We start from the raw sequence: 23,657 nt of genomic DNA on the forward strand, positions 1-23,657 counted from the left end.
TACATTTTAACGATTATTTAACACGATTTTGTCCAGGATGGCTTATGATCGAAATTAGTCAGGTTAATAAAGAATTCAAGCAAGGTGTGAAAACGATTCATGCTTTGCGTGATATTGACCTTCACATTCCAAAGGGCAGGATTTTTGGGGTTATCGGCGCATCGGGCGCAGGTAAGAGCACCCTGATTCGCATTGTTAACTTGTTGGAACGCCCAACAAGCGGGACTGTGAACGTCGATGGCGTAGAACTCACCACCCTTTCAGCGTCAGAACTGACCCGTGAACGTCAGAAGATCGGCATGATCTTCCAGCACTTTAATCTTCTTTCGTCTCGCACAGTGTTTGATAACGTGGCGTTGCCCCTCGAACTCGCAGGCAAAGAACACGCACACATCCAAACCAAAGTCACCGAATTACTGGAGCTGGTTGGCCTTGAAGACAAACATACTAGCTACCCTTCGAACCTAAGTGGTGGACAAAAACAACGCGTCGCCATTGCACGCGCACTTGCCAGTGACCCTAAAGTCCTGCTTTGCGACGAAGCCACCAGCGCCTTGGACCCAGCCACTACCCACTCTATTTTGAATCTGCTGCAAACCATCAATCAGAAATTGGGGCTCACCATTTTGCTGATCACCCATGAAATGGATGTGGTGAAGCGCATTTGTCATGAAGTGGCGATCATTGGCGACGGGAAATTGGTGGAAAAAGGCACGGTCGGCGACATCTTCGCCCACCCTAAAACGGAACTGGCGCGTGACTTCATTCGTGCCACCTTGAACTTGTCGATTCCTCAAGATTACGCAGAACGCCTTCAAACCGAAAACACCGGTACGCTTCCTCCTTTGGTACGCCTTGAATTTACGGGTACCAGTGTGGATGCGCCGCTCGTGAGCCAAGTTTCCCGTAAGTTCAATATCGATGTGAGCATTCTGAGCGCTGACATGGATTACGCAGGCGGCGTGAAATTCGGCCTTATGCTCGCCGAGTTTTTCGGCGATGCGTCGGACGTCACCAACGCCTTAGCGTATTTAAAAGAAAACAACGTCAACATCGAGGTACTTGGTTATGTCGCTTAGTATTGCTGCCGTTTCTGGCTGGTTCGCTGAAAACGAACGCCTTGTCAGCCTCTTGATTGATGCCCTCGGCCAAACCCTCACCATGGTGTTTGTCTCTGGCTTTGTTGGCTTTGTATTTGGTATCCCTTTGGGTGTTTTACTGCACCTTTCCAAGCCGCGCGGATTGCTTGAAAACAAGCTTCTAAACCGCAGCCTAGGCGCGATCGTGAACATTGGGCGCTCGATTCCTTTCATCATTTTGCTGGTTGCCATCATTCCATTCACTCGCCTCGTCGTGGGCAGTTCGATCGGCACAGCAGCGGCGATTGTGCCTTTGATTGTGGGGGCGATTCCTTTCATTGCTCGCCTTGTTGAAGGTGCGCTGATTGAAGTGCCATCGGGCTTAGTAGAAGCCGCGCAAGCCATGGGGGCTACCCCATTACAAATCATCCGTAAGGTGCTGCTACCCGAGGCTCTACCGGGCATCGTCAACGGCGCGACCATTACCTTGGTCACGCTGGTGAGCTATTCCGCCATGGCGGGAGCGGTTGGCGGTGGTGGTTTGGGTGATGTGGGGATTCGCTACGGATACCAACGCTTTGATGGCACCGTCATGATGATCACCATTGTCATGCTCGTTATTTTGGTTCAACTCATTCAGTCGGCGGGTGACTACTTCGTTAAACGCGTCGACCACAGATAAAGCAGAACAACAGAAAAGAAAACGATGGCGCAGAAAGGCGATATACCCATTCCTTCTGTGCCATAGAAAATCAAAAAAATGGAAATTTAAGCTCATAGGAGATGCGCAAATGACGTTTAATCTAAAAAAAATCGCGACGGTACTTGGTCTGGCTTCCGCGCTTGCATTGACGGGTTGCGGGGAAGAAAAAGCGGTTGATCTCACCAAAGTAAAAATCGGCGTAATGGCAGGTGCAGAAGAGCAAGTTGCAGAAATCGCAGTAAAAGTGGCGAAAGAAAAATACGGCCTAGACGTAGAGCTGATCACCTTTACAGATTACGTATCCCCCAATGCGGCATTGGAAGAAGGCTCGATTGATGCCAACGCCTTCCAGCACAAACCTTACTTGGATCAGCAAATTTCTGACCGTGGCTACAAATTCGAAATCGCAGGCAATACCTTGGTTTACCCAATTGCAGGCTACTCAAACACAGTGACCTCGGTTGACCAAATTCAAGATGGCGCACAAATCGCCGTGCCTAACGACCCAACAAACCTAGGCCGCTCTTTGCTGCTTCTTGAACAGCAAGGTCTGCTAACACTGAAAGACGGTGTTGGCCTTCAAGCAACCGTGTTGGATATCGTGGGCAACCCGAAGAACTTGGACATTGTTGAGCTAGAAGCAGCGCAACTTCCTCGCTCACTGGATGACGTAACACTGGCGATCATTAACAACACTTACGCTGCAACCATTGGCCTTTCACAAGAAAAAGATGGCGTGTTTGTTGAAGACAAAGAATCCCCTTACGTGAACCTGATTGTTGCGCGCGCAGATAACGTGAATGCAGAAAACGTGAAGCAGTTTGTTTCTGCTTACCAGTCAGATGCGGTTTACACCGCAGCGGTAGACACCTTCCAAGGTGGTGTGGTGAAAGGCTGGTAATTTGCCCATAACCTGATTCCTTTTTCTCCCCCAATGCCAAAAGCCTGTGTAAAACACAGGCTTTTTCTTTTTGTGCATGTCATCATGCGCGATGTTTTCTCAAAGGATGATTTTCGGGCGCATATGGATATTCTCGCCACACTCGGTCTTTTTGTCGGCTCGCTGATCGCAAACACCCTTGCATCACTTGCAGGTGGCGGTGCGGGCTTGCTGCAACTCCCCCTGCTTATTTTTCTCGGGCTCGCTTTTTCTGTCGCCCTCGCGACCCATAAAGTCGCCTCCGTTGCGCTTGGTTTAGGCGCAGCGATTCGTCACTGTCGAAGCGGTAATCTCAGTCTCGCCTTAACCGTTTACGTCACACTCGCCGGCGCTGCGGGTGTCATTGCAGGGGCAAACCTCATTCTGTTCATTCCAGGCCCAACGGCGGAAGGGTTGCTCGGTGTTTTCATCATCTTGTTGGGGCTGTATTCCCGCGCCCGAAAAACCTTGGGGCATGAAGCAGACCCTAAGCATCGCGATACTGTAGGCATGATCATCGGCTGTGCCGGCTTAAGTGCCATCGGCATACTGAATGGCTCGCTCACCGCAGGCACAGGCTTGTTCGTCACCCTCTTTTTGGTTCGATGGTTTGGACTGGATTACAAACAAGCCGTCGCACTCACACTGGTCAGTGTTGGCCTATTTTGGAATGGATTAGGGGCTATCACCTTAGCCATTGCGGGTGCAGAGATTTACTGGCCATGGATACCCGCCCTGCTTGTCGGCTCTTTGCTGGGAGGCTATCTCGGTGCCTACATGGCGGACAAATACAGCAACAAACTGATCAAAATTGCCTTTGAGCTGCTGACCTTTGCCGTCGGCATTAAATTGCTCGTGGGCGTGCTTTAAGGAAGAAGAATGAAAGCGCAGATTAAGATTTACTATTGTCGTCAATGCAACTGGATGTTGCGCTCAACCTGGATGAGCCAAGAGCTTCTAACGACGTTCAGTGAGGAAATTGAAAGCCTCACCCTACACCCCGACACTGGTGGGCGTTTTGAAGTGCATTGTAACGATGAAATGATCTGGGAAAGAAAGCGTGATGGTGGCTTCCCTGATGCAAAACAGCTAAAGCAACGGGTGCGCGACGTGATCGATCCGACACGCAACCTTGGCCACGTTGACAGCTAACGGCTAGGGTCTGTTGACCTTTGGTGATGATTTTTGCACCAGTGTGTGGCGACTTTATGCAAGGCCAAGACTTCAAGCTGTAGTTTGTCTACAAGAGAAGCGAAGAACGCAGGAGAAAGACGCCACCAGCAGACTGAGCGCAATCAGTCTGCCAACATGCCAAACATAACAATACTGTTATAACTGACGATGCCTTTAATCTCACCATTTTCGACCACGGGCGCACGGCTTATGCCAAAACGTTCGAACAAACGCGCGCAGTATTTCACGTTCATGTCTGGGGACACACCCAGCGCAGGTTTGGTCATGATTTCATACACATTCACGCGTTCTGGCGACTTGTTCTGTGACAACACTTTCTTGGCGATGTCGTTCATCAATACCAAACCATACTCGTCATTCTCATCGCGTTTTTTCACGATCAGGCATTTGATTTCTTTGCTTCTCGCGATGCGAATGGCCTCGGCAACCGTCGTTAAACCATCAATAAGCGCGAAATCGTCTTTCATCACTTCTCTCACGCATTTGCTCTCTTTCATAGCTCGTCCTCAATCACAGTACTGAGTTCTTGTACTTGGTGTGCCACGCCGACAGCATCTTCCACGTCGAGCTGTACCGCGATCCCTTTCCCTGAACTGGCATCAAACTCCCCGACTTCATTCACGGTTTCAAGAATGCTGCGTGCTAGGTGTTCCTCAACCAAAAACAGGACAACATCGCGTTGAACATCCAGCGTCAGGCCAAAGAAGGTTTTCTTTTTTGTCAGCCCTTCACCGCGCGCATTGTTGATGACCGTTGCCCCAGTTGCCCCCGCTTTACGTGCTGCATCAAGCACAGCATCTGTTTTTGAATCTTCAATAAAAGCGACGATCAATTTAAACCGCATTAGGATTCCCTCGTTTCGTTACTGACGCGTTGACGCCGGGCGACCCACTCCGTGATTTGGGCATAGCCCATGACGGTGATCATCGGAAAGAGACTGGCGAATGCTATTAACCCAAAACCATCAATCATGGGATTTCTCCCTGGTACCGTAGACGCAAGGCCAAGGCCGAGTGCTGTCACTAACGGTACGGTGACTGTCGAAGTCGTCACGCCACCGGAGTCATAGGCCAGTGGCACAATAAACTTCGGCGCATAAAAGGTTTGGATCACCACCAGCACATAGCCAGCAATGATGTAGTAATGAATCGGATCACCTTCCACGATGCGGTAGCAGCCGAGCGCTATCCCCATCGATACGCCAAGGGCGACAGAAAAACGCAAGCCATTGACGCTGATAGCACCGCCAGAGACTTGCGCTGCTTTAATGGCGACGGCTATCAAAGAAGGCTCTGCCACCGTGGTACTGAAGCCGATGGCTGCCGCGAAAATGTAAACCCAGTAATAGTGCTGCCATTGCACTTCCGCAGGCATGATGCCGCCTTCCCCAAAGAGAAATTCGGGTGCCGTGAGCTGAATTGCCATGGACTCACCAAGCGGGAACAGCGCCATTTCCAGCCCCATCAAAAACAGCGTTAACCCAAACAACACGTACGCAAAACCAAACGCGATCCGTTTGAGGTTGGCGATGGGCTGACGTAACACCGCAAATTGGAAACCAAACAAAATACACACGATGGGAAACACATCGCGTACGGTCGAGAGGAAGGTATCAATGAAGGTAGGAATAAGGGATTGCAACAAGGTCATATCGCCACCATGCCGTAAACCATGACGAAAATCATCGGAGAAAGTGAGGCAAACGCAATCAGGCCAAAGCCGTCAACCATGGGGTTTCGCCCTTTGATCACCGTGGCGAGCCCGACCCCCAGCGCCGTCACTAAAGGCACGGTAATGGTCGATGTGGTGACGCCGCCAGAATCGTAGGCGATACCGATGATATAGCGCGGCGCGATCATCGTCATCGCAACCACCAAGAGATAACCACCAATGATGATGCGATGAATTGGCCAGCCTTTAAGGATACGCAATACACCCAGCATGATGGCAAAACCCACAGAGAGCGCGACCGTGATCCTTAGGCCATTGGCGTAGCTGTCCTGCGCTTCCATCGCCATGGGGATCATTCCCCCTTCCGCCGCGACTTCTGCCGCTTCCGCAGCCACAGCAGTGAGCGCAGGTTCAGCGATAGTCGTGCCAAAACCGAGCAGGAACGCAAACACCATCAGCCAAAAAACACTGCCTTTTCGAGCGAGTGCGTGCGCCATGGATTCGCCAATCGGAAACAGGCCCATTTCGAGGCCAAAGACAAAGAAGGTAAGCCCCATCACCACCAGCACGAGGCCAACGAGGATAGACGCAAGATCAGGCATGGGTTGTTGAAGCACAAACACTTGGAAGAAGCCGATCACCAAAATAATCGGAAGCAAGTCTTTAAAACTTCCCAACATAGCGGATAGCAATGCAGTGATTCCCTTCACACTCGCTCCATTTTGGTGTCGCTTAATTGTCTACAAACGTAACCAGATGTAACAAAGTTTTCCAGACCACAGATTGAATAGGGTGATTAAGCTAGCAAGGTTTCGTTTAAAACCTGAACGAAAGGCACGTCTGGAATGATCATTTAACCATTTGAATGCATACTCAATACAACAGCCCAGCGCAAAAGGTTAACAATGCACATTCTAATTACTGGTGGGACAGGTCTCATTGGCCGCACTTTGATCAGCAAACTCGGTGACCACGAAATCACCGTGCTTACGCGCTCGCCTCAAAAAGCGAAAAGCGTGCTGCCTTCAACCGTCACCACCATTGCAGATCTCGATGAACTCACGGACTTCAACAACATCGATGCAGTGATTAATTTGGCAGGCGAACCCATTGTCGATAAGCGTTGGTCAGATCAGCAAAAAGGCATCATTTGCTCAAGCCGATGGGGCATCACAGAAAAAATCGTTAGCCGCATTCTCACCGCTGACAATCCGCCTAAAACGCTGATAAGCGGCTCGGCGGTGGGCTATTACAGCGACCAGAAAGGCGCGATTGTCGATGAGTCTCTGGTGGTGGATGCCACGGATTTCGCCCATGCTGTGTGCGCAAATTGGGAAAAAATCGCCTTACGCGCCAAACCCGCTAAAACCCGTGTCTGTTTGCTAAGAACGGGCATTGTTCTTAGCAAAGAAGGTGGAGCTCTGAAGAAGATGCTTCTGCCTTATCAATTGGGTTTGGGTGGCCCAATCGCCGATGGGACTCAGTACTTCCCTTGGATTCATATCGAAGACATGGCCAATGCCATCGTGCATCTTCTCACTAACAGTGAAGCGAATGGGGCATTTAACCTCACAGCGCCAAACCCCGTCACTAACCGCGAGTTCAGCCAAAGTCTGGCGGCCTCTCTTGGGCGACCACACATTCTGTTTACACCCGCGTTTGCCATCAAATTGATGCTGGGCGAAGCAGGGCAATTGCTGTTAGAAGGACAACGCGCCATCCCAAAAGCATTGGAAACAGATGGGTTCGAATTTACCTACACAGAAATTCGCCCAGCGCTCGACAACTTGCTTCGCCAGTAAGCGCCCTTTCTGGCATACGCAGCGAGAGAGGCTTCACATCAGACAATTCAAGAAACAAAAAGGCACGCAAATGCGTGCCTTTGTCATTTTTAATGATACCTAGAATTTAACGCTTCAAGGGTTCCAGCAACCCACGCAGCATCCACGCGACCGTCATAAACACGAGGCCGACCGCAATCATAGGCAGACTCAACCACACTTCAGGGTGCAAACGAACAGGCAGTTCTACGCCCCATTTGAGCAATGCCGCCATCGCAAGTTCTGCCCCCCCTACCGCCATGCAGCCAGATACCAGCGCCATGATGCCGTACTCCGCCCAAAGCGTGGTGTTGATGCGTTTCTTACTCGCGCCCAAGGTGCGGTAGAGCATGATTTCACGTTGTCTTTCTGAGAGCGTTATCCGCAGCAGCGTGAGCAGTAACAACAAACCGCTGACCACAGCAAGCCCCGCCAACACAGATAGCGACAAACTCACCTGACGCAACATGACCTGGATTCGTCCACTCATGGTACGCAGATCCAATAAGGTGACCGTTGGGTAGTCGCGCCCCAGTTGATTTACGATGTCACTCTGCTCGCTCTCGAGGCGGAAGCTCACTAGCCAGTTGGCAGGCAAACTCTCAACCAGTTGAGGGTCAAAAATGAAATAGAAATTCGGCTTCATGTTTCGCCATTCCACGTCTCGTACGGAGTTAATGGTGGCGTTGAACTCTTGGCTGTTCACACTAAAGGTCAGCTCATCGCCCATTCGTAACCCAAGTCGCTCTGCAATGCCGCTTTCTACCGACACGCCACCTTCTGTGGGCCATGTGCCTTCTAGCAATTCATTGTGCGTTGGCAGTTCATCACGCCATGTGAAGTTCAATTCGCGGCGTAAGGCTTCGTCACGCTCTTCACGGTTTGGTTCCATGTCTGCGTAACGGTTGCCATTGTTTGCAACCAAGCGGCCACGAATGATGGGGTACGCTTCTGAGCGCTCAAGGTTGTTCTCATCCAAACGCCCGACATAGTCGTCCAATTCAGACTTCGCGATATTTAACGCGAACACATTCGGTGCGTTAGGCGGCAGCGTTTGTTGCCAATCTTCCAACAAATCAGTACGAAGCAGCCAGATGATCGACAGCAGCATAAACGAGGTCGCAAGCGCCCCAAGCTGCGCACCACTTGATGCAGGGTTACGGGTAATGCGGCTCAATGCCAATTTGAACGCAGGTTGCGTCACGCGTTTTTGAGCAAAACGCAGCACCATGACGCCAATGGCAGCAAGTAAGCTCAACATCACCACCAGCGCTGCCAACACTAGCCACAACAAGCGGTTGTCATAAGACCACGCGACCAATGCGAAGATAGGCACAGATGCCAACAACCAACTCCAAGGATTCTTTCTCGCTTTCACCGCACCTTGGGATTGCAACACGCTCAATGCAGGCGCGTCGATCAAACGAATGAGCGGAATGCCCAGCGCAGGTAACGCCACCAGCAAAGCGACCAATGGCCCTAAGAACCAAGGTAACAAGCCATAACTAGGTAGCGGCGATGGCAATACATCCGCCAGAGGCAGACGAAGCAAATATTCCAGCGCAGCACCGAACGACAACCCCAACACGGTCGCCATGATCATTAACATCACAAGCTGTCGGCCCAGCCAACGCCTGACCCAGCTTCGCTGCGCCCCAAGGCTTTTCACCATGGCAAGGGTTTGGGTGCGGCTATCCACATAATGCTGGCAAGTAAGCAGCAAGGTCGCGGCTGCCATGATGATGACCAGCACCACCGTCAGCGACAAATAGCCGCGGCTGCGATCCAACATGTCGCCGGTGCGATCCCCGGTATTTTCATCAATCCAACGCTGCCCTTCAGCAACCGGATACACGGCTTTTACGGCTTCAAGTTCGCTGTTGTTACCGCTAAAAAAGTAGCGATAATTAACACGGCTTCCCGGACGGACGACCCCAGCAGCTGCCACATCGCTTTGGTGCATCATGGCGGCGGGCATTTGGCTAAATGGGTTAAATGACAGTTCCGGCTCAGACACGATCAAGCCTGACACTTGCAGGCTGACATCCCCCACGTCCACGCTGTCACCCACTTGCACATCCAGTAAGGTAAACAAACGCTCTTCCAGCCAAAGTTCGCCGGGTTTAACGCTGTCATGCATGCTGGAATCACCTTGCAGTTCAAGGTTTCCACGCAGCGGATAGTTACTTTCAACCGCCTTCACGCTGATGAGTTGCATGTTGTCTTGGCTAAACGCCATGGTGCCAAATCGTGTTTGATCAGACACTTCAACATCAAGGGTTTCGAAATTTGCGAGAGTTTGTTCGGTGAGAGGCTGGTTGCTTCTTAGCACAAGGTCAGCAGCCAGCATCGAGCGACCTTGCTGTGTCAGCACAGACTCAATGCGCCCTGCTAATGCCGACAAGGCAAACACACACGCGATGATCAGCGCCAGCGCCGCAACAACGGGCCAGAGCTGACCATGAAACAATTCACGCCACGCCCAGCGCCAAACTAAGGTGCCTTTCTTTCCATGTCGAGATTCGCTCATGCCGCCCCCGCCAACGTACCTGCATTGATGTGTAATGTGCGCGTGCAGCGATCGGCTAACGCGGGATCGTGCGTAACAAGAATCAAAGTGGTGCCGTGATCGCGGTTAAGCGAGAACAGAAGATCAATCACAGTCGCCGCAGTGTGTTGGTCAAGGTTACCTGTCGGCTCATCCGCAAACAGCACGCGAGGGCGAGTCATGAACGCGCGCGCAATGGCGACACGCTGTTGCTCACCGCCAGAAAGTTGGGAAGGAAGGTGTGTTTCACGGCCTTTCAATCCCACGGAAGCGAGCAGTTCGAGTGCACGGTCTTCGTCTTCATCATCGCCGCGGATCGTGCAAGGGAGCATGACGTTTTCAAGTGCGTTCAAAGAAGGAACGAGCAAGAAGCTTTGGAAAACAAACCCAATGGATTCGGCGCGAAGCGCGGCGCGCCCATCATCATCTAGTTGACTAAGCGGCTTGCCGAGAAGCTCGATTTCTCCGGTGCTTGGGGTGTCTAATCCGGCGAGCAATGTCATCAAGGTGGATTTACCCGCGCCAGAAACCCCAACCAAAGCAATACTTTCGCCCTGCTCGACCTGAAGGGAAACATCCTGCAGAATGGTCAGAGTCTGTGCATTCGTTGTCACTGTTTTCGTGACGTTCTTCGCCCTGATCACTGGAGTTGTCATGATTCGCATCCTTTCTTTTTGTCTTTTGATTATCAGTCAAAGCGCCGTCGGACAGACGCTGCTTGTACTTGGAGATAGCTTGAGTGCAGGCTATCAAATGGCGATTGAAAAAAGCTGGCCTAGCTTGCTGGAGCCTCAATTGGTCGAGCAAGGCACAGTGACGAAGGTCGTCAATGCCAGTATCTCAGGCGACACCAGCGGCAACAGCCTTGACCGTCTCCCAGCCTTACTGGAACAGCATGCCCCTGCCTGGGTAGTGATTGAACTTGGTGCTAACGACGGATTACGCGGATTTCCGCCAAAGAAAATACGCGAGAACCTGACAAAACTGATCACTTTGAGCCAAGAAAGTGGCGCTAAAGTCATGCTCATGCAAATTCAAATCCCACCTAATTATGGTCAACGATACAGCAATGCTTTTGCAGATATCTATCCAGAGTTAAGTAAAGAAATGCAAATCCCACTTATTCCCTTCTTTATGGAAAAAGTCGTGATGACGGAAGGATGGATGATGCAAGACGGCCTTCATCCTAAAGCCATTGCTCAACCGTGGATTGCTGATTTCATGCAAGAACACATTACGCCAAACCTGTAAAAACAAGGAAATACATAAGAATGAATAACACGGTTCTCATCACAGGATGTTCAACGGGTATTGGCTATGTATGTGCACATGCATTGGTAAAAGAAGGCTTTGATGTCATCGCATCTTGCCGAAAAGACGAAGACGTTGCACGCCTCCAACAAGAAGGGTTGCATTGCATCAAACTCGATCTTGCAGACACGGCCAGCATTCTTTCTGCGGTTGAAACCGTAAAAGCTCACACTGGCGGAAAACTGTATGGGTTATTCAATAACGGGGCGTATGGTCAGCCCGGTGCATTGGAAGATCTTCCGACCGATGCCTTGCGCGAGCAATTTGAAGCCAACTTCTTCGGCTGGCACACACTCACGCAAGCGGTGATCCCAATGATGCGTGCCAATGGCAAAGGGCGGATCATTCAAAACAGCTCCGTGCTTGGCATCATCGCGTTGAAATTTCGCGGCGCATACAACGCCAGCAAATTTGCAATTGAAGGCTGGACGGATACCATCCGCCTCGAACTTGCCGACACGCCCATTCAAATCAGCTTGATTGAGCCAGGCCCAATCGAAAGTCGTTTTCGCGCCAATGCCCTCGCGGCTTTCCATCGTGCAATAAACATTGATACAAGCCGCTTCACCAACGCGTATCTCTCGCAAAAAGACCGCCTTGAAAGCGAACATTCGACCAACAAATACACCTTGCCTGCTGACGCGATCGTACCGCCATTGCTTCACGCATTGACGGCAACGACACCTAAAATTCGTTATCGCGTCACCAAACCCACGCAGTACATGGCCGTCTGCAAACGCCTATTGCCGGCAAGAATGCTCGACAAGATCTTGGCGAAAGGTGGCTAGTGAGATTTTGATCCCAGAAAAAAATCGAAAGATCATGACTTCACCGTCACATTCTTGTCATAAATGCTGGGTAATATAGCTCCTGTACCGTGAAACACCTGCCCCCTACAACCAAATTAATGTGATGAGTGTCGGATCAGGCCGTGAACGGGGACAACAAAAAATTATAAATTCCCCAAAGGAGCCGGGCTATGTCCCTAAGTCAATTGAACTGGCTCTGTTTGAGTGTGACGCTGGCGGTTTTGCTTGTGCTTTAAGTCAGCGAACTATTCGACAAGCGCCAAAGAGAAGGCCACTGTGATTACAGTGGCCTTTTTCGATCTTGCCTAATGTGCTGCCGGTGTCATCAATTCAGGCGATTACCCCAAACTTTGTTATCTAGGCATAAATTCACGGCTTAATGCCTTGAATTTTCAACGCTGCCGCCCCACCTTTACAGCATTACTTAAATGATCAGGCCTATCCATGCACCCAAACTACATTGTTGAACTTACCGAGCAGAACTTTCAGCAAGTGTTGGAAGCCTCTGCCTCCGCACCTGTACTGATCCACTTTTGGGCACAAATGAGCCCAGAAAGCACTGAAATTACGCCTGTTCTTGAAAAACTGGCTCATGAATACGGCGGCGCATTCACCCTTGCCTTGCTGGATTGTGAACAACAACAAATGCTAGCGTCTCAATTTGGCGTGCGCGCATTGCCCACCATCGCACTGTTTAGCAATGGACAACCGGTTGATGGCCTAGGTGGGCCACAGACGGAGCAAAGCGTTCGCGAGATGTTGACGCGTCACCTGCCTAGCCAAGAAGAAATGGCCTTAAAACAGGCACAGGCTTTAATAGCCAACGAGCAATACACAGAGGCACAGGCAATCTTAAAACCCCTTGAAGCCGTGCTGGGTGAAGCGGGTTTGTTTAAATTGGCCATGGCGGAATGCTATGTAGGCACCCAGCAATACGATGCTGCGGAAGCCTTGCTTGCGACCGTGCTCATGCAAGATCAAGACGCGCAATACAAAACCTTGATGGCCAAAGTAGAGCTTCATAAACAAGCCGCTGATACTCCTGAGATCCGTGAACTGCAAAACGCTTACGATGCAGATCCAACCAATACATCGTTGGCGTTTGAACTTGCGATTCAATTGAGCCAAGTGAACAAACAAGAAGAAGCGCTAGAGCTTTTGATTGGTTTACTGCGTAAAGATTTGAATGCGCAAGATGGCGAAGCGAAGAAAACCATGATGGATATTCTCGCCGCATTGGGGCAAGGCAACGAAGTTGCTGGACGCTACCGTCGTCAGCTTTACTCTCTTCTGTACTGATCGACGCAGATCATAGATAAAACGAAGGCCGTCATTTCACGGCCTTTTTTATTGCAAAGCCAACGACGAAGTCATGTTCAATACACCACCATTTTCACCCCTTCTATGTCACTGACCTCCGGCGTGCCTTTTAGGTGATGACCAAAATAACTAAGCAACAACTGATTCGATGATTGGTGCATTAATTCCGCATCAATCGACCCCGTAAGCCCAAGAAACTTGCCGATGGGGAGATGGTTGAGGTCAGAAAAATTCAGGTGGGCCGCCCCGACAAACAACGCTTCACAACTTCCTGACACCGCTTTCGTCTCAAACAGCGTCTGATTTATCCACGCCATGCTTTCATCAGACGGTGGTTCCGCAACATCACCATAGGCAACACAAAGTGGCACCTTCATCGTTTCTTGCAATGAGTTTGTGTACACGTAGCTGTCCAAGCTCAGTGCAGCCTTTATATTGGGCTCACTAAAGGCGAGATCCGCAGCAACACTGCCGCCGAAAGAATGCCCGAACACACCCACAGATTCAGCGTCAAGGTGCCCTTGTAGTGGCGTTGGGATAGCCCCCAAGTTAACACGCGTCAGCGCGCGGATGACACGTCGATTGTTCTCAGACCATTCGTCCACGTAGCCAGGAATATTTCGAAACAGCCCTTCTTCAAGCGTTGACGTCGCATCGATCCAATCATTGATCGTCGCGCTTGTTCGCATAGACACCGCGGCGCGATCCATCGCGGCGATCCGTTCAGGGGCATGCTGAGGGTCGAGAGGTATTGACTGGTAAACAAGAGCGCCGTTTACGCGCTTCGTTACCACGCTATGGCCGGGGTGACTGAGTGAGAGAACAACATACCCATGACTTGCCAACTCTTCCATCTGAGTGAGGTTTTGATAGGCGTGTGAACTGAAGCCATGGTTAAACAATAAAACCGGATGACGCCCCGAAAATACCTCGGCGTCGATATGCGCAAAAGAAGGACGCTCATCTTCCAACAATGACGCGGGGATTTTCTGCTTTTCACTGATGGCCTCAGCAATATAAGAGGCCATGTAAGGCAAGAAATTATTACTCACGGAAGGCTGCGCAGGATACCACGCTGTCACGACGACCCACTGTCCACCCTCGGTCACTTCGAACTCAGTGACACCAACTGCGTGCACACCTGTTGGTGCGGGTTTATCTGGCTGCGGAATTAAAAAAAATGCGGTAACGAGAAGGGCAAGAAGAGATAAAAAGGCGTAGCCAATATATTTTAAGAATTTCATTACGTACCTGTTTGAATATGACGTTCCATTCATATTCTCACCAACACGTAGAATGGTTAACCCCAGAAATGCCCGAAAATAAATACAAACATGTTATTCCAACAAATACGTCACATCGCCAAACGAAGGTTATTATTCCGGTTTTGACTCGTCATCAGAAGAAGACAGCGCATTAATAATGGGACAACAAGCACCATTATCGCCAGGACACGCACTTGCCAGCGTTTTCAAGCTCGTTTTCATGGCTTGAAGCTCTTTGATTTTCTCATCAATTTCTTCAATTTTTTCGAGTGCCTTTTTCTTTACATCGGCACTTCTTCGCTTTGGATTTCTCGACAATTCGAGTAACGCCTGACATTCATCAAGGCTAAAACCCACGAGGCGAGAGCGGCGGATCATTTGCAACTCATTCACCTGACGTTCGCTGTAGTCGCGATAGCCGTTTTCACTGCGCGATGGTTCGCTGATCACGCCTTTTTGTTCGTAAAAGCGAATGGTTTTGGCGTTTAACCCCGTAATGCGGGACACCTCATTGATCTTCATGGCTCACTCCTACTGACTCAATATCACAGCATTAACACCGCGCTTGACCTTACATCTACTGGAAGGTTTATGCTTTATATTATGAACAAAAGACCTGCTTCATCGCAAGCAAGGCATGCTAAGTAAAAGGTACCGCTCATGGCTGATTCAAACACTGTTGTCGCATCGACGCCGACATCAGACACATCGCTGATCACGCTTCCCCTTTTAGGATTGCGCTGCATGGGTTGCGCACGAAAAGTAAAAAGTGCAACAGAAGCCATTGAAGGCGTTACGTTTATTGATGCAGACCCCCACTCACTCACAGTGAATGCTGATGCGCCGCTTGATGCGATTGTAGAAGCCGTTAATGTGCTGGGTTATCAAGTGGGTAACACCGTTACAGTTCCACTCACAGGGCTGAGTTGTGGCAAGTGCGTTGCAAAACTGACGCGTGCGTTTGCATCAAACCCACACGTCTTTTCTCAGGCGGTCAGTAAAACAGAAGCCAGCATTACAGGGTTGCTCGATAAAGACGCGGTGATTCGTGTTGTCGAAGCGACGGGGTATCACGTCCCCGCGCCCTCCGATATCAAAGGCACGTCATCTGATGAAGCAACATCTGAGCCCCATGCAGAAACCAAGGCTGAATACGAAGAAGCGCCTCGTACTTCCACGCACACTCAGCAACTGATTCTTTCCGGCATGAGCTGCGCGAGTTGTGTTTCTTCGATAGAAAAAGCAGTCAGGGCTGTTGAGGGCGTCAATACCGTCAACGTGAATTTAGCGGAGCGCACTGCACTCGTCTCAGGCGATGTGGATGCGAATCTGTTAATTACCGCGATTGAGCAAGCAGGCTATGGCGCTGAACTCAGCGAAGATGAAGCGACACGTCGAGAACGCCAAGCGGCACTTCATACCGCGCAATTTGCCGAACATAAACGCAATACATGGCTCGCCCTAGGCCTCGGTGCGCCTTTGATGTTGTGGGGCATGCTCGGCGGCACCATGAGTGTGGAAAGCACCGCCAGCCAAATCGGCTGGGGCATCATTGCCGTCGTGACCTTGCTGTTGCTTTGCACTGCGGGGAAACACTTCTTCGCGAATGCGTTTAAGGCAGCACGACATCATCGTGCCAGCATGGACACGCTTGTCGCATTGGGGACAGGCTCTGCGTGGCTTTACTCCACGGCAGTTGTTCTCGCACCTGCGCTTTTCCCTGAACAGGCTCGCCATGTGTATTTCGAAGCAACAGCCATGATTCTCGGCCTCGTGACATTGGGGCATGCGCTGGAAGCCAAGGCGCGCGCATCCACGTCCAAGGCGTTAGATCGCTTGCTCGATCTCCAACCTGCGACCGCCATCATTGTTGAAAATGGCCAAGAACGCGAAGTGGCCTTGGCCGATGTTCAAGCTGGCATGACGCTACGCGTTAAACCGGGCAGCAAAATTGCCGTCGATGGCATTGTTGAAGAGGGTGACACCTTTGTTGATGAATCCATGTTGACGGGTGAACCGCTTGCCGTGCGCAAAACCCAAGGTGATACCTTGCACGCGGGCACCATTAACCAACATGGCAGTTTGTTATTTAAAGCGACTGGCATTGGCAGCGATACCATGTTGTCACGCATCATCCAATTGGTGCGTCAGGCACAAAGCAGTAAACCCGCTTTGGCGCGAATGGCGGATACCGTGTCTGCCATTTTCGTCCCGACCGTCATGATCATCGCGATTTTAACGGCGCTCGGCTGGTACAACTTTGGGCCAGACCCAAAACTGAGCTTCATGCTTGTCACAGCCACCACGGTGCTCATCATCGCCTGCCCTTGCGCATTGGGATTAGCCACACCGATGTCTGTCACAACAGGCGTTGGCCGAGCGGCAGAGCTGGGCGTTCTGATCCGTGATGCAGAAGCGCTTCAACACGCGTCACGCATCGATACCGTTGTGCTCGACAAAACGGGCACGCTCACCGAAGGCAAGCCGCAGGTGACATCTATCCTTGCCATGCACGGAACGGATGATGATTTGCTGCGCATTGCCGCAAGCCTTGAACAAGGCTCTGAGCATCCACTTGCTAAGGCCGTGATTGATGCTGCAAATGACCGTGCCCTCTCTCTATCGGCTGTCAGCCAGTTTGAAGGCATTCCCGGTAAGGGGCTAAAAGCCGTCATCGATGGTCAATCCTACTTACTCGGCAATGCGCGTTTGTTAGAAGAGAACCATATCGTTCTCTCAGCACATGCGAACGCGGCCAAAAACGTCGCCATGCAAGGTGAAACGGCAGTCTATCTCGCTACGGACGGCCAATTGCTTGGCATCATCGGTATTAGTGACCCACTGCGTCATGATTCCAAAGCCGCCGTTACTCGCTTAAATGCGCTCGGTTATAAGGTGATGCTGCTGACGGGAGACCATCCCGATACCGCGAACGCCATTGCTGCTTTAGCAGGAATCGAAGAGGTGGTTGCAGGCGTTCTGCCTGACGGTAAAGCCGATGAAATCACGCGCCTTCAAGCGCAAGGGCGTCGTGTTGCCATGATTGGTGATGGCATCAACGATGCACCTGCGTTAGCAAAAGCAGAAGTGGGGATTGCAATAGGTAGCGGCAGCGACGTGGCCATCGAAAGCGCGCAAATGACGCTAATGCGCCACTCCATTGATGCGGCAACGGACGGTCTTTTGCTTTCCAAAGCGACGCTCAGAAACATGAAGGAAAACCTGTTTGGCGCATTTGTTTACAATTCACTGGGTATTCCCATTGCCGCGGGTGTGCTATATCCCCTCACCGGCACGTTACTGAGTCCGGTCGTTGCGGGCGCAGCCATGGCTTTGTCTTCCATTACGGTTGTGATGAACGCCAATCGACTGCGTTGGTTTACCCCCAAACGAGGTAACGCATGATCATTAACTTCATAGGCATTGGCCTGATTGGGCTAATCATCTGGTGGTTTTGGCTATCAGACAAAAATGATAACCAGTAGTAAAAACGCTTTCGTGGTCGCAGTCGTTTCAAATGCGGCTGTGCCACCTAGCGATAAAAACGTGACAGACGGCGCGCAACACTCGCCGTACTGCTGCAATAAAGTCTCGACGCATTGAGGAGAAAACAATGAAAAACCTGCCGAAGTTCGCCGCATTATCCCTAGTTCTGCTTTCAACAAGCACACTGGCTGCAACAGGTACAACCTATAAATCCCCATACTGCGGCTGTTGTAAAGAGTGGGTAAAGCACATGGAAGACAATGGCTTCGACATGGTCTCTGAAGATCACGTCAACATGGACCCAATCAAAGTAAAATTCGGCATCAAGCCTCAATTGGCGTCTTGCCACACAACCGTTATTGATGGGTATGTTTTCGAAGGCCACATTCCTGCCAGCGACGTAAAAAGCTTCTTAGAGAAGAAACCTAAACTGGCGGGCCTTGCCGTGCCTGGCATGCCGATGGGCTCTCCAGGTATGGAATATGGCAACCAGAAAGATGCATATAACGTTGTCGCCTTTTCTCATACAGGCATGACCATGGTGTATAACAAGCACAACTAAAGCTGACTTTTACACCCGTAGCCTCCATACTGAAAACCACGGTTATGGAGGCTTAATGAAACGTTTTTTCCCCGCATTATTCTCACTTTTCTTCGCGCAAGCAGTGACAGCCGAACCTTTGGTTTGGCAAGCACAAAAAGGTGACCTCACTTATACCCTCATGGGCTCAGTCCATGTCGGTAAGCCAGAGTTTTACCCACTTCCCGACATTATTGAATCTCGCTTTGTGGCAGCTGACGCCCTGATTGTTGAAGCCGATGTCATCAACGACACCCAGCTAAATATTCCCAAAGGCAAACCATCAGGCGATGTGATAACGTCAAAGCAGCGCGCTCAACTTGCTGAAATAGCGAAAGAACTCGGCTATCAAGATTCCCTGCTTCTCAACATGCCACCATGGCAAACAGCAATGGTCTTGCAGATAGCGCAAACCAAGAAGCTACAATTTCACCAAATGCTGGGGGTCGACCTACATTTTCTATCCCGAACGGACAGCCTTAATCTTCCTGTCATCAGCTTAGAATCCGTGCAAGAACAAATAGATTTGCTCGCTAACGCCCGCGATGATGGTATTGAACTGCTCGACGACACCTTGCTGCATTGGGAGTTATCGAAGAGTTTTCTGCCTTGTATGATTGAGGCGTGGCACCTTGGTGATAATGAAAAAATGGCCACCATTGCCGATGACATGAGTGATACGAACAATTTTGAACGTAAGATTCTTGTTGATAGAAATCTAAACTGGATTGAAATGCTGACCGACTCAGCACAAATACCGAACGGAGATTATGTGGTGATTGTAGGGGCGTTACATTTGCCGGGAGAAGAGGGGCTACTAACCTTATTGAAAAATAAAGGGTTTACTATCACGCAGTTGAATCAAGGCCAAAAAGCGGGCTGCGAACTGCCAGAATTACCTTAGCGATAAAAAGGTCGGCCTTAGCTGCCGACCACCACTTTGGTCACAATCATTGATACGAAGAAAAGCAAAATAAACCAAATAATGAATGACTTGCGCATAGAACTACCCTGTTGGTGCTGATTGGATTCTTTGATGGTGGGTATTTTACCGCAATGTGGTGGCTGTGGTAGTGAGATTTCGAGTTTCGGAATAGCCTACTCTACATGAATACCACCAGCTCGCTTTTCGTCTATACGCTCTCGCTTTTCTCGCCACGCGAATCTGTTCTTACTCGCTATCTTCTATTTTGATAACCAACCCCACAGACGCAAAAAAGGCTCTGCATTTCTGCAGAGCCTTTCGAAGGTGGTCGGTGAAGAGGGATTCGAACCCCCGACCCTCTGGTCCCAAACCAGATGCGCTACCAAGCTGCGCTATTCACCGATATTCTTTGTGTTTCTTCAGAGTGCTCTCAGAGGGTCACCCTCTGGTCCGCTACTCACAAGAGCCGGATGCGCCACAAAGCTGCGCTATTCACCGAGTATTTGGTTCCAAAGCTTATAGCTCTAGTTCCTGATGCTGACTCTATGTTCAGCTAGTAACAAGATTGCTTTTCGAAACTCGCGTCTCGTCATCTCGCCACTTAAATAGTGGTCGGTGAAGAGGGATTCGAACCCCCGACCCTCTGGTCCCAAACCAGATGCGCTACCAAGCTGCGCTATTCACCGAGATACAACGCTTTCTGATTTCTCAGAGGCGGCTGTTAACCTAAATAGTGGTCGGTGAAGAGGGATTCGATGGGACTTGCCGTCAAGCCCCCAACCCTCTGGTCCGCTTTTCACCAAAAGATGGATGCGCTACCAACCTGCACTATTCACACCGCTTACTGAATTAACAGAGGTGGATGTCTACCCAAATATGGTCGGTGAAGAGGGATTCGAACCCCCGACCCTCTGGTCCCAAACCAGATGCGCTACCAAGCTGCGCTATTCACCGATCTTTTTTGTGTTTCTTCAGAATACTCTCAGAGGGTCACCCTCTGGTCCGCTATTCCCAAGATCCGGATGCGCCACAAAACTGCGCTTCTTCTCCGAAAATCCCCGCTACGCTGTGCGCTGCGGAGGTGGCTTATATTACTCATCCTCGCCGCAGACTCAAGTGTTTTATGATGATTTTCACTCGTTACGGACCGATCGCTTAAAGGATCACCAAATGCGGACAAATTGCGACCACAAACACAGTTAGAAAAGCACGTGCTACTAACCCGAACTTCACTTGATCTGGATCATCACGGATTGTTTTACCAATTGGCAACCTGGCTTTAACGTTAACAGACAAAGGAATACAAAGATGGACTTCTGGTTAGACCTACTTTTCGGAAACGCAATTGGCCTCTCCTCAATGATCGTCATTTTTGTCGCACTCGGCATGATCAGTTTCATGGGAGGCTTCTTTGTCTATAAGGCATTCAAAGATCCGGAAACGAACTGAATCCCTTAAGCGATATGTTTAAACCAAACGCGAGTATCGAACAGTAAAATAGCGCGCCAAACGCTCTGTTCGACTAACGTACTTCGGTTGAGTTGCTTACACCAGGGTACTCGCTATATGCGGTACTCTGGTTTTTTTGTCCTTACTTTTTGCGAGCGACAACGAGTGCGGATTGAACATTTTCTAAGCAGTCAGTTTGCTTCCTACAAGATCTCTGCGTAAATTGTCATTATACTCAAGCGACGCTTCACCAATCCGTAATGACTATGAACGGCAATAATGAGTCGGATTTATTCCGGGAAATGATGGCAGATGTCGCCCCTATCGCGCACGATACGGTGGAGAAAGTCAGCCAGTCACACAAGCCTACTGACGCTCAGCTTGCGAGACAAACTGCGGCACAAAAGTTGTCGGACAGTAATCCTGATTACCTGTCTCTCGATTACGCAGAGATGCTCAAGCCTGACGATATCGTCACCTTTAAGCGACCAGGCGTGCAAGATGGCGTGTTTAGAAAGCTTCGCTTAGGCAAGTATGACATTCACGCGCGCCTCGATTTGCACAAGTACACCCTTAAAGATGCACGAGAAGAAATCCTTACCTTTTTGAAACAATGCCAACGCATGGACGTAAGAACCGTCATCATTGTTCATGGCAAAGGCGAGCGCAGCAACCCACCAGCGCGAATGAAAAGCTTTGTTTGCCAGTGGCTTGAACAGATCAGCGATGTAATGTGTGTGCACTCAGCACAGCGTCATCATGGCGGCACAGGCGCGGTATATGTTCTGTTGAAGAAGAGCCAAGACAAGAAATTGGAAACGCGTGAGCGTCATTTAAACCGACGCGCATAGCTGAAAAGAAACGTAAAAAGGAGCCTGTGTGGCTCCTTTTTTATTGGCTATTTACTGGCTTTTTAGAGCGTCACGACAACGCGAACCGCCAAGCCAATAAGCACGATACCGCAGAATTTATCAATCCACACCGCGCGACGTTTGAGCGTGTCGAGCATTCGGCTGGACGACAACACTAGCGCGACAAGGGTGTACCAAAGTCCATCAATAACCAACGGTGTCGCGACAATCACAGAGCGACTAAACACATCGGTACCCACGGCAACAAATTGACTAAACAATGCCAAGAAGAACAGGGCGAGTTTAGGGTTCAGTACAGAAATCATGGCACCGTCACGCGCCGCTTCAAGTAGGGTCGTTTTGTCCCCGGATTCAAGCTTAGCGGCAACACCGCCTTTTGATTGCAGAGATTTGATGCCCAGCCACGCTAAGTAACCGGCGCCCGCATAGGCGATGATCTGAAACGCCATCGGAGATTCTTTCAATATCACCGCGAGCCCAAGCAAGGTAATCACGGCGTATAAGCCCACACCCAGGGCGTGTGCCCACGCGGCAACGATACCGTGCAAACGGCCTCCCGCTAAGCTGTGCCTCACCATCACTACAAGACTTGGGCCTGGGGACATTGCGCCCAACATGCAGACTAAAACAAGGCTTAGCCAAACAGAAACCGTCATTTTTCGTTGTCCTTACCCCCCATCAAATGATTGATGCGGTCGATTTGTTCATTCGTGAGTTCAATCTTACAGCTCAAATACCCCAAGCCGCTACCGGATCCTGACGCAAAGCTCGCTTCCACCATTTTGCATTGCTTATCACGCCATGCATTGAAACTTTCTTGCGTGGCTTTCGCTGACATCACCGCCGTTTTCATTGAAGACACGGCATCAAGCTTGGCGAAATGTTCCGTCAGCGCTTTTTCTTTGGCAATGAGCTCAGCTTCTGCAATCTGCCAGTGGTTATCAAGGCATGCAGCCACTTCAACCTGCGTTTCATGTGCCGTGTAACAGTGCATGAGGACAGCGTCACTGCTTTTACTCGCCATCGCGGGGAGGCTCATTAGCGACAACATCAGCACACCGATATACTTCATTTACCTTCCTTACCTATCTCCGCCATCTTCCCTTGCGTTAAAGTCAGCAAATCAGAGGGCGTTAGTTCTATCTCTAATCCTCTTCGACCTGCGCTGACATATATCGTTTCAAACTGTTCAGCACTTTTATCCAATAACGTGGGTAAACGCTTCTTTTGCCCTAATGGACTGATGCCGCCCACCACATACCCTGTTGTTTTCTCAGCGATAACAGGGTTCGCCATTTCCGCTTTTTTTGCGCCTGCCGCTTTCGCCGCGGCTTTTAAGTCAAGTTGCCCTGCAACAGGCACAATGGCGACTGCCAGTTTTTTTGGATCGCCATTCATCGCAAACAACAAAGTTTTGAATACACGACTGGCATCTTGTCCCAACACACTTGCGGCTTCTAAGCCAAAATGGGTGTTATTCGGATCATGCTCATAGCTGTGTACATGAAAAGAAATGCCGGACTTTTCCGCGAGGGTGATTGCAGGCGTCATAACTCTTATCTCTGGTTATTAGGGTCTGTTGGCGCTTGATAAACCAACGTGAGAACCTCCTGATAATGACATAAAAAAAGGCACTGATAACAGTGCCTTTTTGAGAAGTCTTAGAGAACCATCACTTGCTCTCTACTTATACGCAATCAAGGTAA

25 protein-coding genes and 4 tRNA genes are annotated in these 23,657 nt (G+C 50.2%); 14 read left to right on the plus strand and 15 right to left on the minus strand.

Annotation, left to right across the window (positions count from 1 at the left end):
- The first annotated feature begins 44 nt into the window (after positions 1-44).
- From metN to EQP46_RS22630, 5 genes are all read left to right on the plus strand, one after another.
- Positions 45-1,079 (plus strand): methionine ABC transporter ATP-binding protein MetN, encoded by a 1,035-nt coding sequence (metN, locus tag EQP46_RS22610; RefSeq protein WP_129495763.1) that lies wholly within the window; start codon positions 45-47, stop codon positions 1,077-1,079.
- Entirely contained in the window at positions 1,069-1,761 is a 693-nt protein-coding gene (locus EQP46_RS22615; protein WP_129495764.1) for a methionine ABC transporter permease, read from the plus strand. The genes metN and EQP46_RS22615 overlap by 11 nt, the downstream gene beginning before the upstream one ends.
- A 109-nt stretch (positions 1,762-1,870) precedes the next feature.
- Positions 1,871-2,683: a methionine ABC transporter substrate-binding lipoprotein MetQ gene (gene metQ / locus EQP46_RS22620; protein ID WP_129495765.1), complete on the plus strand. Its 813-nt coding sequence runs from the start codon at positions 1,871-1,873 to the stop codon at positions 2,681-2,683.
- 123 nt (positions 2,684-2,806) lie between these two features.
- Complete coding sequence (locus tag EQP46_RS22625; protein WP_129495766.1) at positions 2,807-3,571, plus strand: sulfite exporter TauE/SafE family protein; 765 nt, start codon at positions 2,807-2,809, stop codon at positions 3,569-3,571.
- A 9-nt stretch (positions 3,572-3,580) separates the two neighbouring features.
- Entirely contained in the window at positions 3,581-3,853 is a 273-nt protein-coding gene (locus EQP46_RS22630; protein WP_129495767.1) for an Rdx family protein, read from the plus strand.
- Positions 3,854-3,996: 143 nt separating this feature from the next.
- Here EQP46_RS22630 and EQP46_RS22635 read toward each other — a convergent pair whose 3' ends face one another.
- The 4 genes from EQP46_RS22635 to EQP46_RS22650 are packed head-to-tail and all read right to left on the minus strand — an operon-like array spanning position 3,997 to position 6,276.
- Positions 3,997-4,392 (minus strand): CBS domain-containing protein, encoded by a 396-nt coding sequence (locus EQP46_RS22635; protein ID WP_129495768.1) that lies wholly within the window; start codon positions 4,390-4,392, stop codon positions 3,997-3,999.
- Complete coding sequence (locus tag EQP46_RS22640; protein WP_129495769.1) at positions 4,389-4,739, minus strand: P-II family nitrogen regulator; 351 nt, start codon at positions 4,737-4,739, stop codon at positions 4,389-4,391. The genes EQP46_RS22635 and EQP46_RS22640 overlap by 4 nt, the downstream gene beginning before the upstream one ends.
- Positions 4,739-5,545: a DUF1538 domain-containing protein gene (locus EQP46_RS22645; protein WP_129495770.1), complete on the minus strand. Its 807-nt coding sequence runs from the start codon at positions 5,543-5,545 to the stop codon at positions 4,739-4,741. The genes EQP46_RS22640 and EQP46_RS22645 overlap by 1 nt, the downstream gene beginning before the upstream one ends.
- Positions 5,542-6,276 (minus strand): DUF1538 domain-containing protein, encoded by a 735-nt coding sequence (locus EQP46_RS22650; RefSeq protein ID WP_026024399.1) that lies wholly within the window; start codon positions 6,274-6,276, stop codon positions 5,542-5,544. Before EQP46_RS22650 ends, EQP46_RS22645 begins: the two co-directional genes overlap by 4 nt.
- Before the next feature lie 195 nt (positions 6,277-6,471).
- Here EQP46_RS22650 and EQP46_RS22655 point away from each other — a divergent pair, with 195 nt between their 5' ends.
- Positions 6,472-7,368, plus strand: a complete 897-nt coding sequence (locus EQP46_RS22655) for a TIGR01777 family oxidoreductase (protein ID WP_129495771.1) — start codon at positions 6,472-6,474, stop codon at positions 7,366-7,368.
- A gap of 106 nt (positions 7,369-7,474) precedes the next feature.
- Here the strand turns inward: EQP46_RS22655 and EQP46_RS22660 are convergent, their stop codons facing one another.
- Together EQP46_RS22660 and EQP46_RS22665 are read right to left on the minus strand one after the other, a co-directional pair.
- Complete coding sequence (locus EQP46_RS22660) at positions 7,475-9,916, minus strand: ABC transporter permease (protein WP_129495772.1); 2,442 nt, start codon at positions 9,914-9,916, stop codon at positions 7,475-7,477.
- Positions 9,913-10,590, minus strand: coding sequence for an ABC transporter ATP-binding protein (locus EQP46_RS22665; RefSeq protein WP_129495773.1), 678 nt, complete (start codon positions 10,588-10,590; stop codon positions 9,913-9,915). The genes EQP46_RS22660 and EQP46_RS22665 overlap by 4 nt, the downstream gene beginning before the upstream one ends.
- On the opposite strand from EQP46_RS22665, the gene EQP46_RS22670 reads away from it, so the two are divergent.
- The 3 genes from EQP46_RS22670 to EQP46_RS22680 all read left to right on the plus strand — a co-directional run bounded on the left by EQP46_RS22670 (position 10,589) and on the right by EQP46_RS22680 (position 13,353).
- Positions 10,589-11,185 carry an arylesterase gene (locus EQP46_RS22670; protein WP_129495774.1) on the plus strand — a complete coding sequence of 199 codons (597 nt, stop codon included), beginning with the start codon at positions 10,589-10,591 and terminating at the stop codon, positions 11,183-11,185. The genes EQP46_RS22665 and EQP46_RS22670 overlap by 2 nt on opposite strands.
- A 20-nt stretch (positions 11,186-11,205) precedes the next feature.
- Entirely contained in the window at positions 11,206-12,033 is an 828-nt protein-coding gene (locus EQP46_RS22675; protein WP_129495775.1) for an SDR family oxidoreductase, read from the plus strand.
- Positions 12,034-12,498: 465 nt separating this feature from the next.
- Positions 12,499-13,353: a co-chaperone YbbN gene (locus tag EQP46_RS22680; protein ID WP_129495776.1), complete on the plus strand. Its 855-nt coding sequence runs from the start codon at positions 12,499-12,501 to the stop codon at positions 13,351-13,353.
- Positions 13,354-13,430: 77 nt separating this feature from the next.
- Here the strand turns inward: EQP46_RS22680 and EQP46_RS22685 are convergent, their stop codons facing one another.
- Positions 13,431-14,618, minus strand: coding sequence for an alpha/beta hydrolase family protein (locus tag EQP46_RS22685; RefSeq protein WP_161972885.1), 1,188 nt, complete (start codon positions 14,616-14,618; stop codon positions 13,431-13,433).
- Between the two features lie 132 nt (positions 14,619-14,750).
- Positions 14,751-15,161 carry a Cu(I)-responsive transcriptional regulator gene (gene cueR, locus EQP46_RS22690; protein WP_129495778.1) on the minus strand — a complete coding sequence of 137 codons (411 nt, stop codon included), beginning with the start codon at positions 15,159-15,161 and terminating at the stop codon, positions 14,751-14,753.
- 222 nt (positions 15,162-15,383) lie between these two features.
- Here cueR and EQP46_RS22700 point away from each other — a divergent pair, with 222 nt between their 5' ends.
- The 3 genes from EQP46_RS22700 to EQP46_RS22710 all read left to right on the plus strand — a co-directional run bounded on the left by EQP46_RS22700 (position 15,384) and on the right by EQP46_RS22710 (position 19,609).
- Positions 15,384-18,044, plus strand: a complete 2,661-nt coding sequence (locus EQP46_RS22700) for a cation transporter (RefSeq protein ID WP_129495780.1) — start codon at positions 15,384-15,386, stop codon at positions 18,042-18,044.
- A 208-nt stretch (positions 18,045-18,252) separates the two neighbouring features.
- Entirely contained in the window at positions 18,253-18,687 is a 435-nt protein-coding gene (locus EQP46_RS22705; RefSeq protein WP_102389735.1) for a DUF411 domain-containing protein, read from the plus strand.
- A 55-nt stretch (positions 18,688-18,742) separates the two neighbouring features.
- Positions 18,743-19,609, plus strand: a complete 867-nt coding sequence (locus tag EQP46_RS22710; RefSeq protein ID WP_129495781.1) for a TraB/GumN family protein — start codon at positions 18,743-18,745, stop codon at positions 19,607-19,609.
- Positions 19,610-19,955: 346 nt separating this feature from the next.
- Here the strand turns inward: EQP46_RS22710 and EQP46_RS22715 are convergent.
- From EQP46_RS22715 to EQP46_RS22725, 4 genes are all read right to left on the minus strand, one after another.
- A tRNA-Pro gene (locus EQP46_RS22715) sits at positions 19,956-20,032 on the minus strand.
- Between the two features lie 207 nt (positions 20,033-20,239).
- Positions 20,240-20,316: transfer RNA gene (locus EQP46_RS22720), tRNA-Pro, on the minus strand.
- A gap of 48 nt (positions 20,317-20,364) precedes the next feature.
- A tRNA-OTHER gene (locus EQP46_RS24140) sits at positions 20,365-20,470 on the minus strand.
- A 37-nt stretch (positions 20,471-20,507) separates the two neighbouring features.
- Positions 20,508-20,584 (minus strand) — tRNA-Pro (locus EQP46_RS22725).
- Positions 20,585-20,938: 354 nt separating this feature from the next.
- Here EQP46_RS22725 and EQP46_RS22730 point away from each other — a divergent pair.
- Both EQP46_RS22730 and smrA read left to right on the plus strand, forming a co-directional pair.
- The gene (locus EQP46_RS22730) at positions 20,939-21,079 is read left to right on the plus strand and encodes a DUF3149 domain-containing protein (protein ID WP_017009034.1); all 141 of its coding nucleotides are present in this window, start codon (positions 20,939-20,941) and stop codon (positions 21,077-21,079) included.
- A 266-nt stretch (positions 21,080-21,345) separates the two neighbouring features.
- Positions 21,346-21,930: a DNA endonuclease SmrA gene (gene smrA, locus EQP46_RS22735; RefSeq protein ID WP_129495782.1), complete on the plus strand. Its 585-nt coding sequence runs from the start codon at positions 21,346-21,348 to the stop codon at positions 21,928-21,930.
- 62 nt (positions 21,931-21,992) lie between these two features.
- Here the strand turns inward: smrA and EQP46_RS22740 are convergent, their stop codons facing one another.
- From EQP46_RS22740 to ybaK, 3 genes are read right to left on the minus strand one after another with little or no spacing between them, the layout of a single operon-like run.
- Positions 21,993-22,607: a LysE family translocator gene (locus tag EQP46_RS22740; RefSeq protein ID WP_129495783.1), complete on the minus strand. Its 615-nt coding sequence runs from the start codon at positions 22,605-22,607 to the stop codon at positions 21,993-21,995.
- Positions 22,604-23,023 (minus strand): lysozyme inhibitor LprI family protein, encoded by a 420-nt coding sequence (locus EQP46_RS22745; RefSeq protein WP_129495784.1) that lies wholly within the window; start codon positions 23,021-23,023, stop codon positions 22,604-22,606. Before EQP46_RS22745 ends, EQP46_RS22740 begins: the two co-directional genes overlap by 4 nt.
- A complete protein-coding gene (gene ybaK / locus EQP46_RS22750; protein WP_017012661.1) occupies positions 23,020-23,502 on the minus strand; it encodes a Cys-tRNA(Pro) deacylase in 483 nt (160 codons plus the stop codon). The genes EQP46_RS22745 and ybaK overlap by 4 nt, the downstream gene beginning before the upstream one ends.
- Between the last annotated feature and the right edge of the window lie 155 nt (positions 23,503-23,657).

The sequence above is a fragment of the Enterovibrio baiacu genome (genome assembly GCF_004120195.1).
Lineage (GTDB): Bacteria > Pseudomonadota > Gammaproteobacteria > Enterobacterales > Vibrionaceae > Enterovibrio > Enterovibrio baiacui.

What these genes read in the sequence shown, in the direction of transcription:
- metN (WP_129495763.1), top strand. Translation starts at nt 45, where the DNA reads ATGATCGAAATTAGTCAGGTTAATAAAGAATTCAAGCAAGGTGTGAAA.
- EQP46_RS22615 (WP_129495764.1), top strand. Translation starts at nt 1,069, where the DNA reads ATGTCGCTTAGTATTGCTGCCGTTTCTGGCTGGTTCGCTGAAAACGAA.
- metQ (WP_129495765.1), top strand. Translation starts at nt 1,871, where the DNA reads ATGACGTTTAATCTAAAAAAAATCGCGACGGTACTTGGTCTGGCTTCC.
- EQP46_RS22625 (WP_129495766.1), top strand. Translation starts at nt 2,807, where the DNA reads ATGGATATTCTCGCCACACTCGGTCTTTTTGTCGGCTCGCTGATCGCA.
- EQP46_RS22630 (WP_129495767.1), top strand. Translation starts at nt 3,581, where the DNA reads ATGAAAGCGCAGATTAAGATTTACTATTGTCGTCAATGCAACTGGATG.
- EQP46_RS22635 (WP_129495768.1), bottom strand. Translation starts at nt 4,392, where the DNA reads ATGAAAGAGAGCAAATGCGTGAGAGAAGTGATGAAAGACGATTTCGCG.
- EQP46_RS22640 (WP_129495769.1), bottom strand. Translation starts at nt 4,739, where the DNA reads ATGCGGTTTAAATTGATCGTCGCTTTTATTGAAGATTCAAAAACAGAT.
- EQP46_RS22645 (WP_129495770.1), bottom strand. Translation starts at nt 5,545, where the DNA reads ATGACCTTGTTGCAATCCCTTATTCCTACCTTCATTGATACCTTCCTC.
- EQP46_RS22655 (WP_129495771.1), top strand. Translation starts at nt 6,472, where the DNA reads ATGCACATTCTAATTACTGGTGGGACAGGTCTCATTGGCCGCACTTTG.
- EQP46_RS22660 (WP_129495772.1), bottom strand. Translation starts at nt 9,916, where the DNA reads ATGAGCGAATCTCGACATGGAAAGAAAGGCACCTTAGTTTGGCGCTGG.
- EQP46_RS22670 (WP_129495774.1), top strand. Translation starts at nt 10,589, where the DNA reads ATGATTCGCATCCTTTCTTTTTGTCTTTTGATTATCAGTCAAAGCGCC.
- EQP46_RS22665 (WP_129495773.1), bottom strand. Translation starts at nt 10,590, where the DNA reads ATGACAACTCCAGTGATCAGGGCGAAGAACGTCACGAAAACAGTGACA.
- EQP46_RS22675 (WP_129495775.1), top strand. Translation starts at nt 11,206, where the DNA reads ATGAATAACACGGTTCTCATCACAGGATGTTCAACGGGTATTGGCTAT.
- EQP46_RS22680 (WP_129495776.1), top strand. Translation starts at nt 12,499, where the DNA reads ATGCACCCAAACTACATTGTTGAACTTACCGAGCAGAACTTTCAGCAA.
- EQP46_RS22685 (WP_161972885.1), bottom strand. Translation starts at nt 14,618, where the DNA reads ATGAAATTCTTAAAATATATTGGCTACGCCTTTTTATCTCTTCTTGCC.
- cueR (WP_129495778.1), bottom strand. Translation starts at nt 15,161, where the DNA reads ATGAAGATCAATGAGGTGTCCCGCATTACGGGGTTAAACGCCAAAACC.
- EQP46_RS22700 (WP_129495780.1), top strand. Translation starts at nt 15,384, where the DNA reads ATGGGTTGCGCACGAAAAGTAAAAAGTGCAACAGAAGCCATTGAAGGC.
- EQP46_RS22705 (WP_102389735.1), top strand. Translation starts at nt 18,253, where the DNA reads ATGAAAAACCTGCCGAAGTTCGCCGCATTATCCCTAGTTCTGCTTTCA.
- EQP46_RS22710 (WP_129495781.1), top strand. Translation starts at nt 18,743, where the DNA reads ATGAAACGTTTTTTCCCCGCATTATTCTCACTTTTCTTCGCGCAAGCA.
- EQP46_RS22730 (WP_017009034.1), top strand. Translation starts at nt 20,939, where the DNA reads ATGGACTTCTGGTTAGACCTACTTTTCGGAAACGCAATTGGCCTCTCC.
- smrA (WP_129495782.1), top strand. Translation starts at nt 21,346, where the DNA reads ATGAACGGCAATAATGAGTCGGATTTATTCCGGGAAATGATGGCAGAT.
- EQP46_RS22740 (WP_129495783.1), bottom strand. Translation starts at nt 22,607, where the DNA reads ATGACGGTTTCTGTTTGGCTAAGCCTTGTTTTAGTCTGCATGTTGGGC.
- EQP46_RS22745 (WP_129495784.1), bottom strand. Translation starts at nt 23,023, where the DNA reads ATGAAGTATATCGGTGTGCTGATGTTGTCGCTAATGAGCCTCCCCGCG.
- ybaK (WP_017012661.1), bottom strand. Translation starts at nt 23,502, where the DNA reads ATGACGCCTGCAATCACCCTCGCGGAAAAGTCCGGCATTTCTTTTCAT.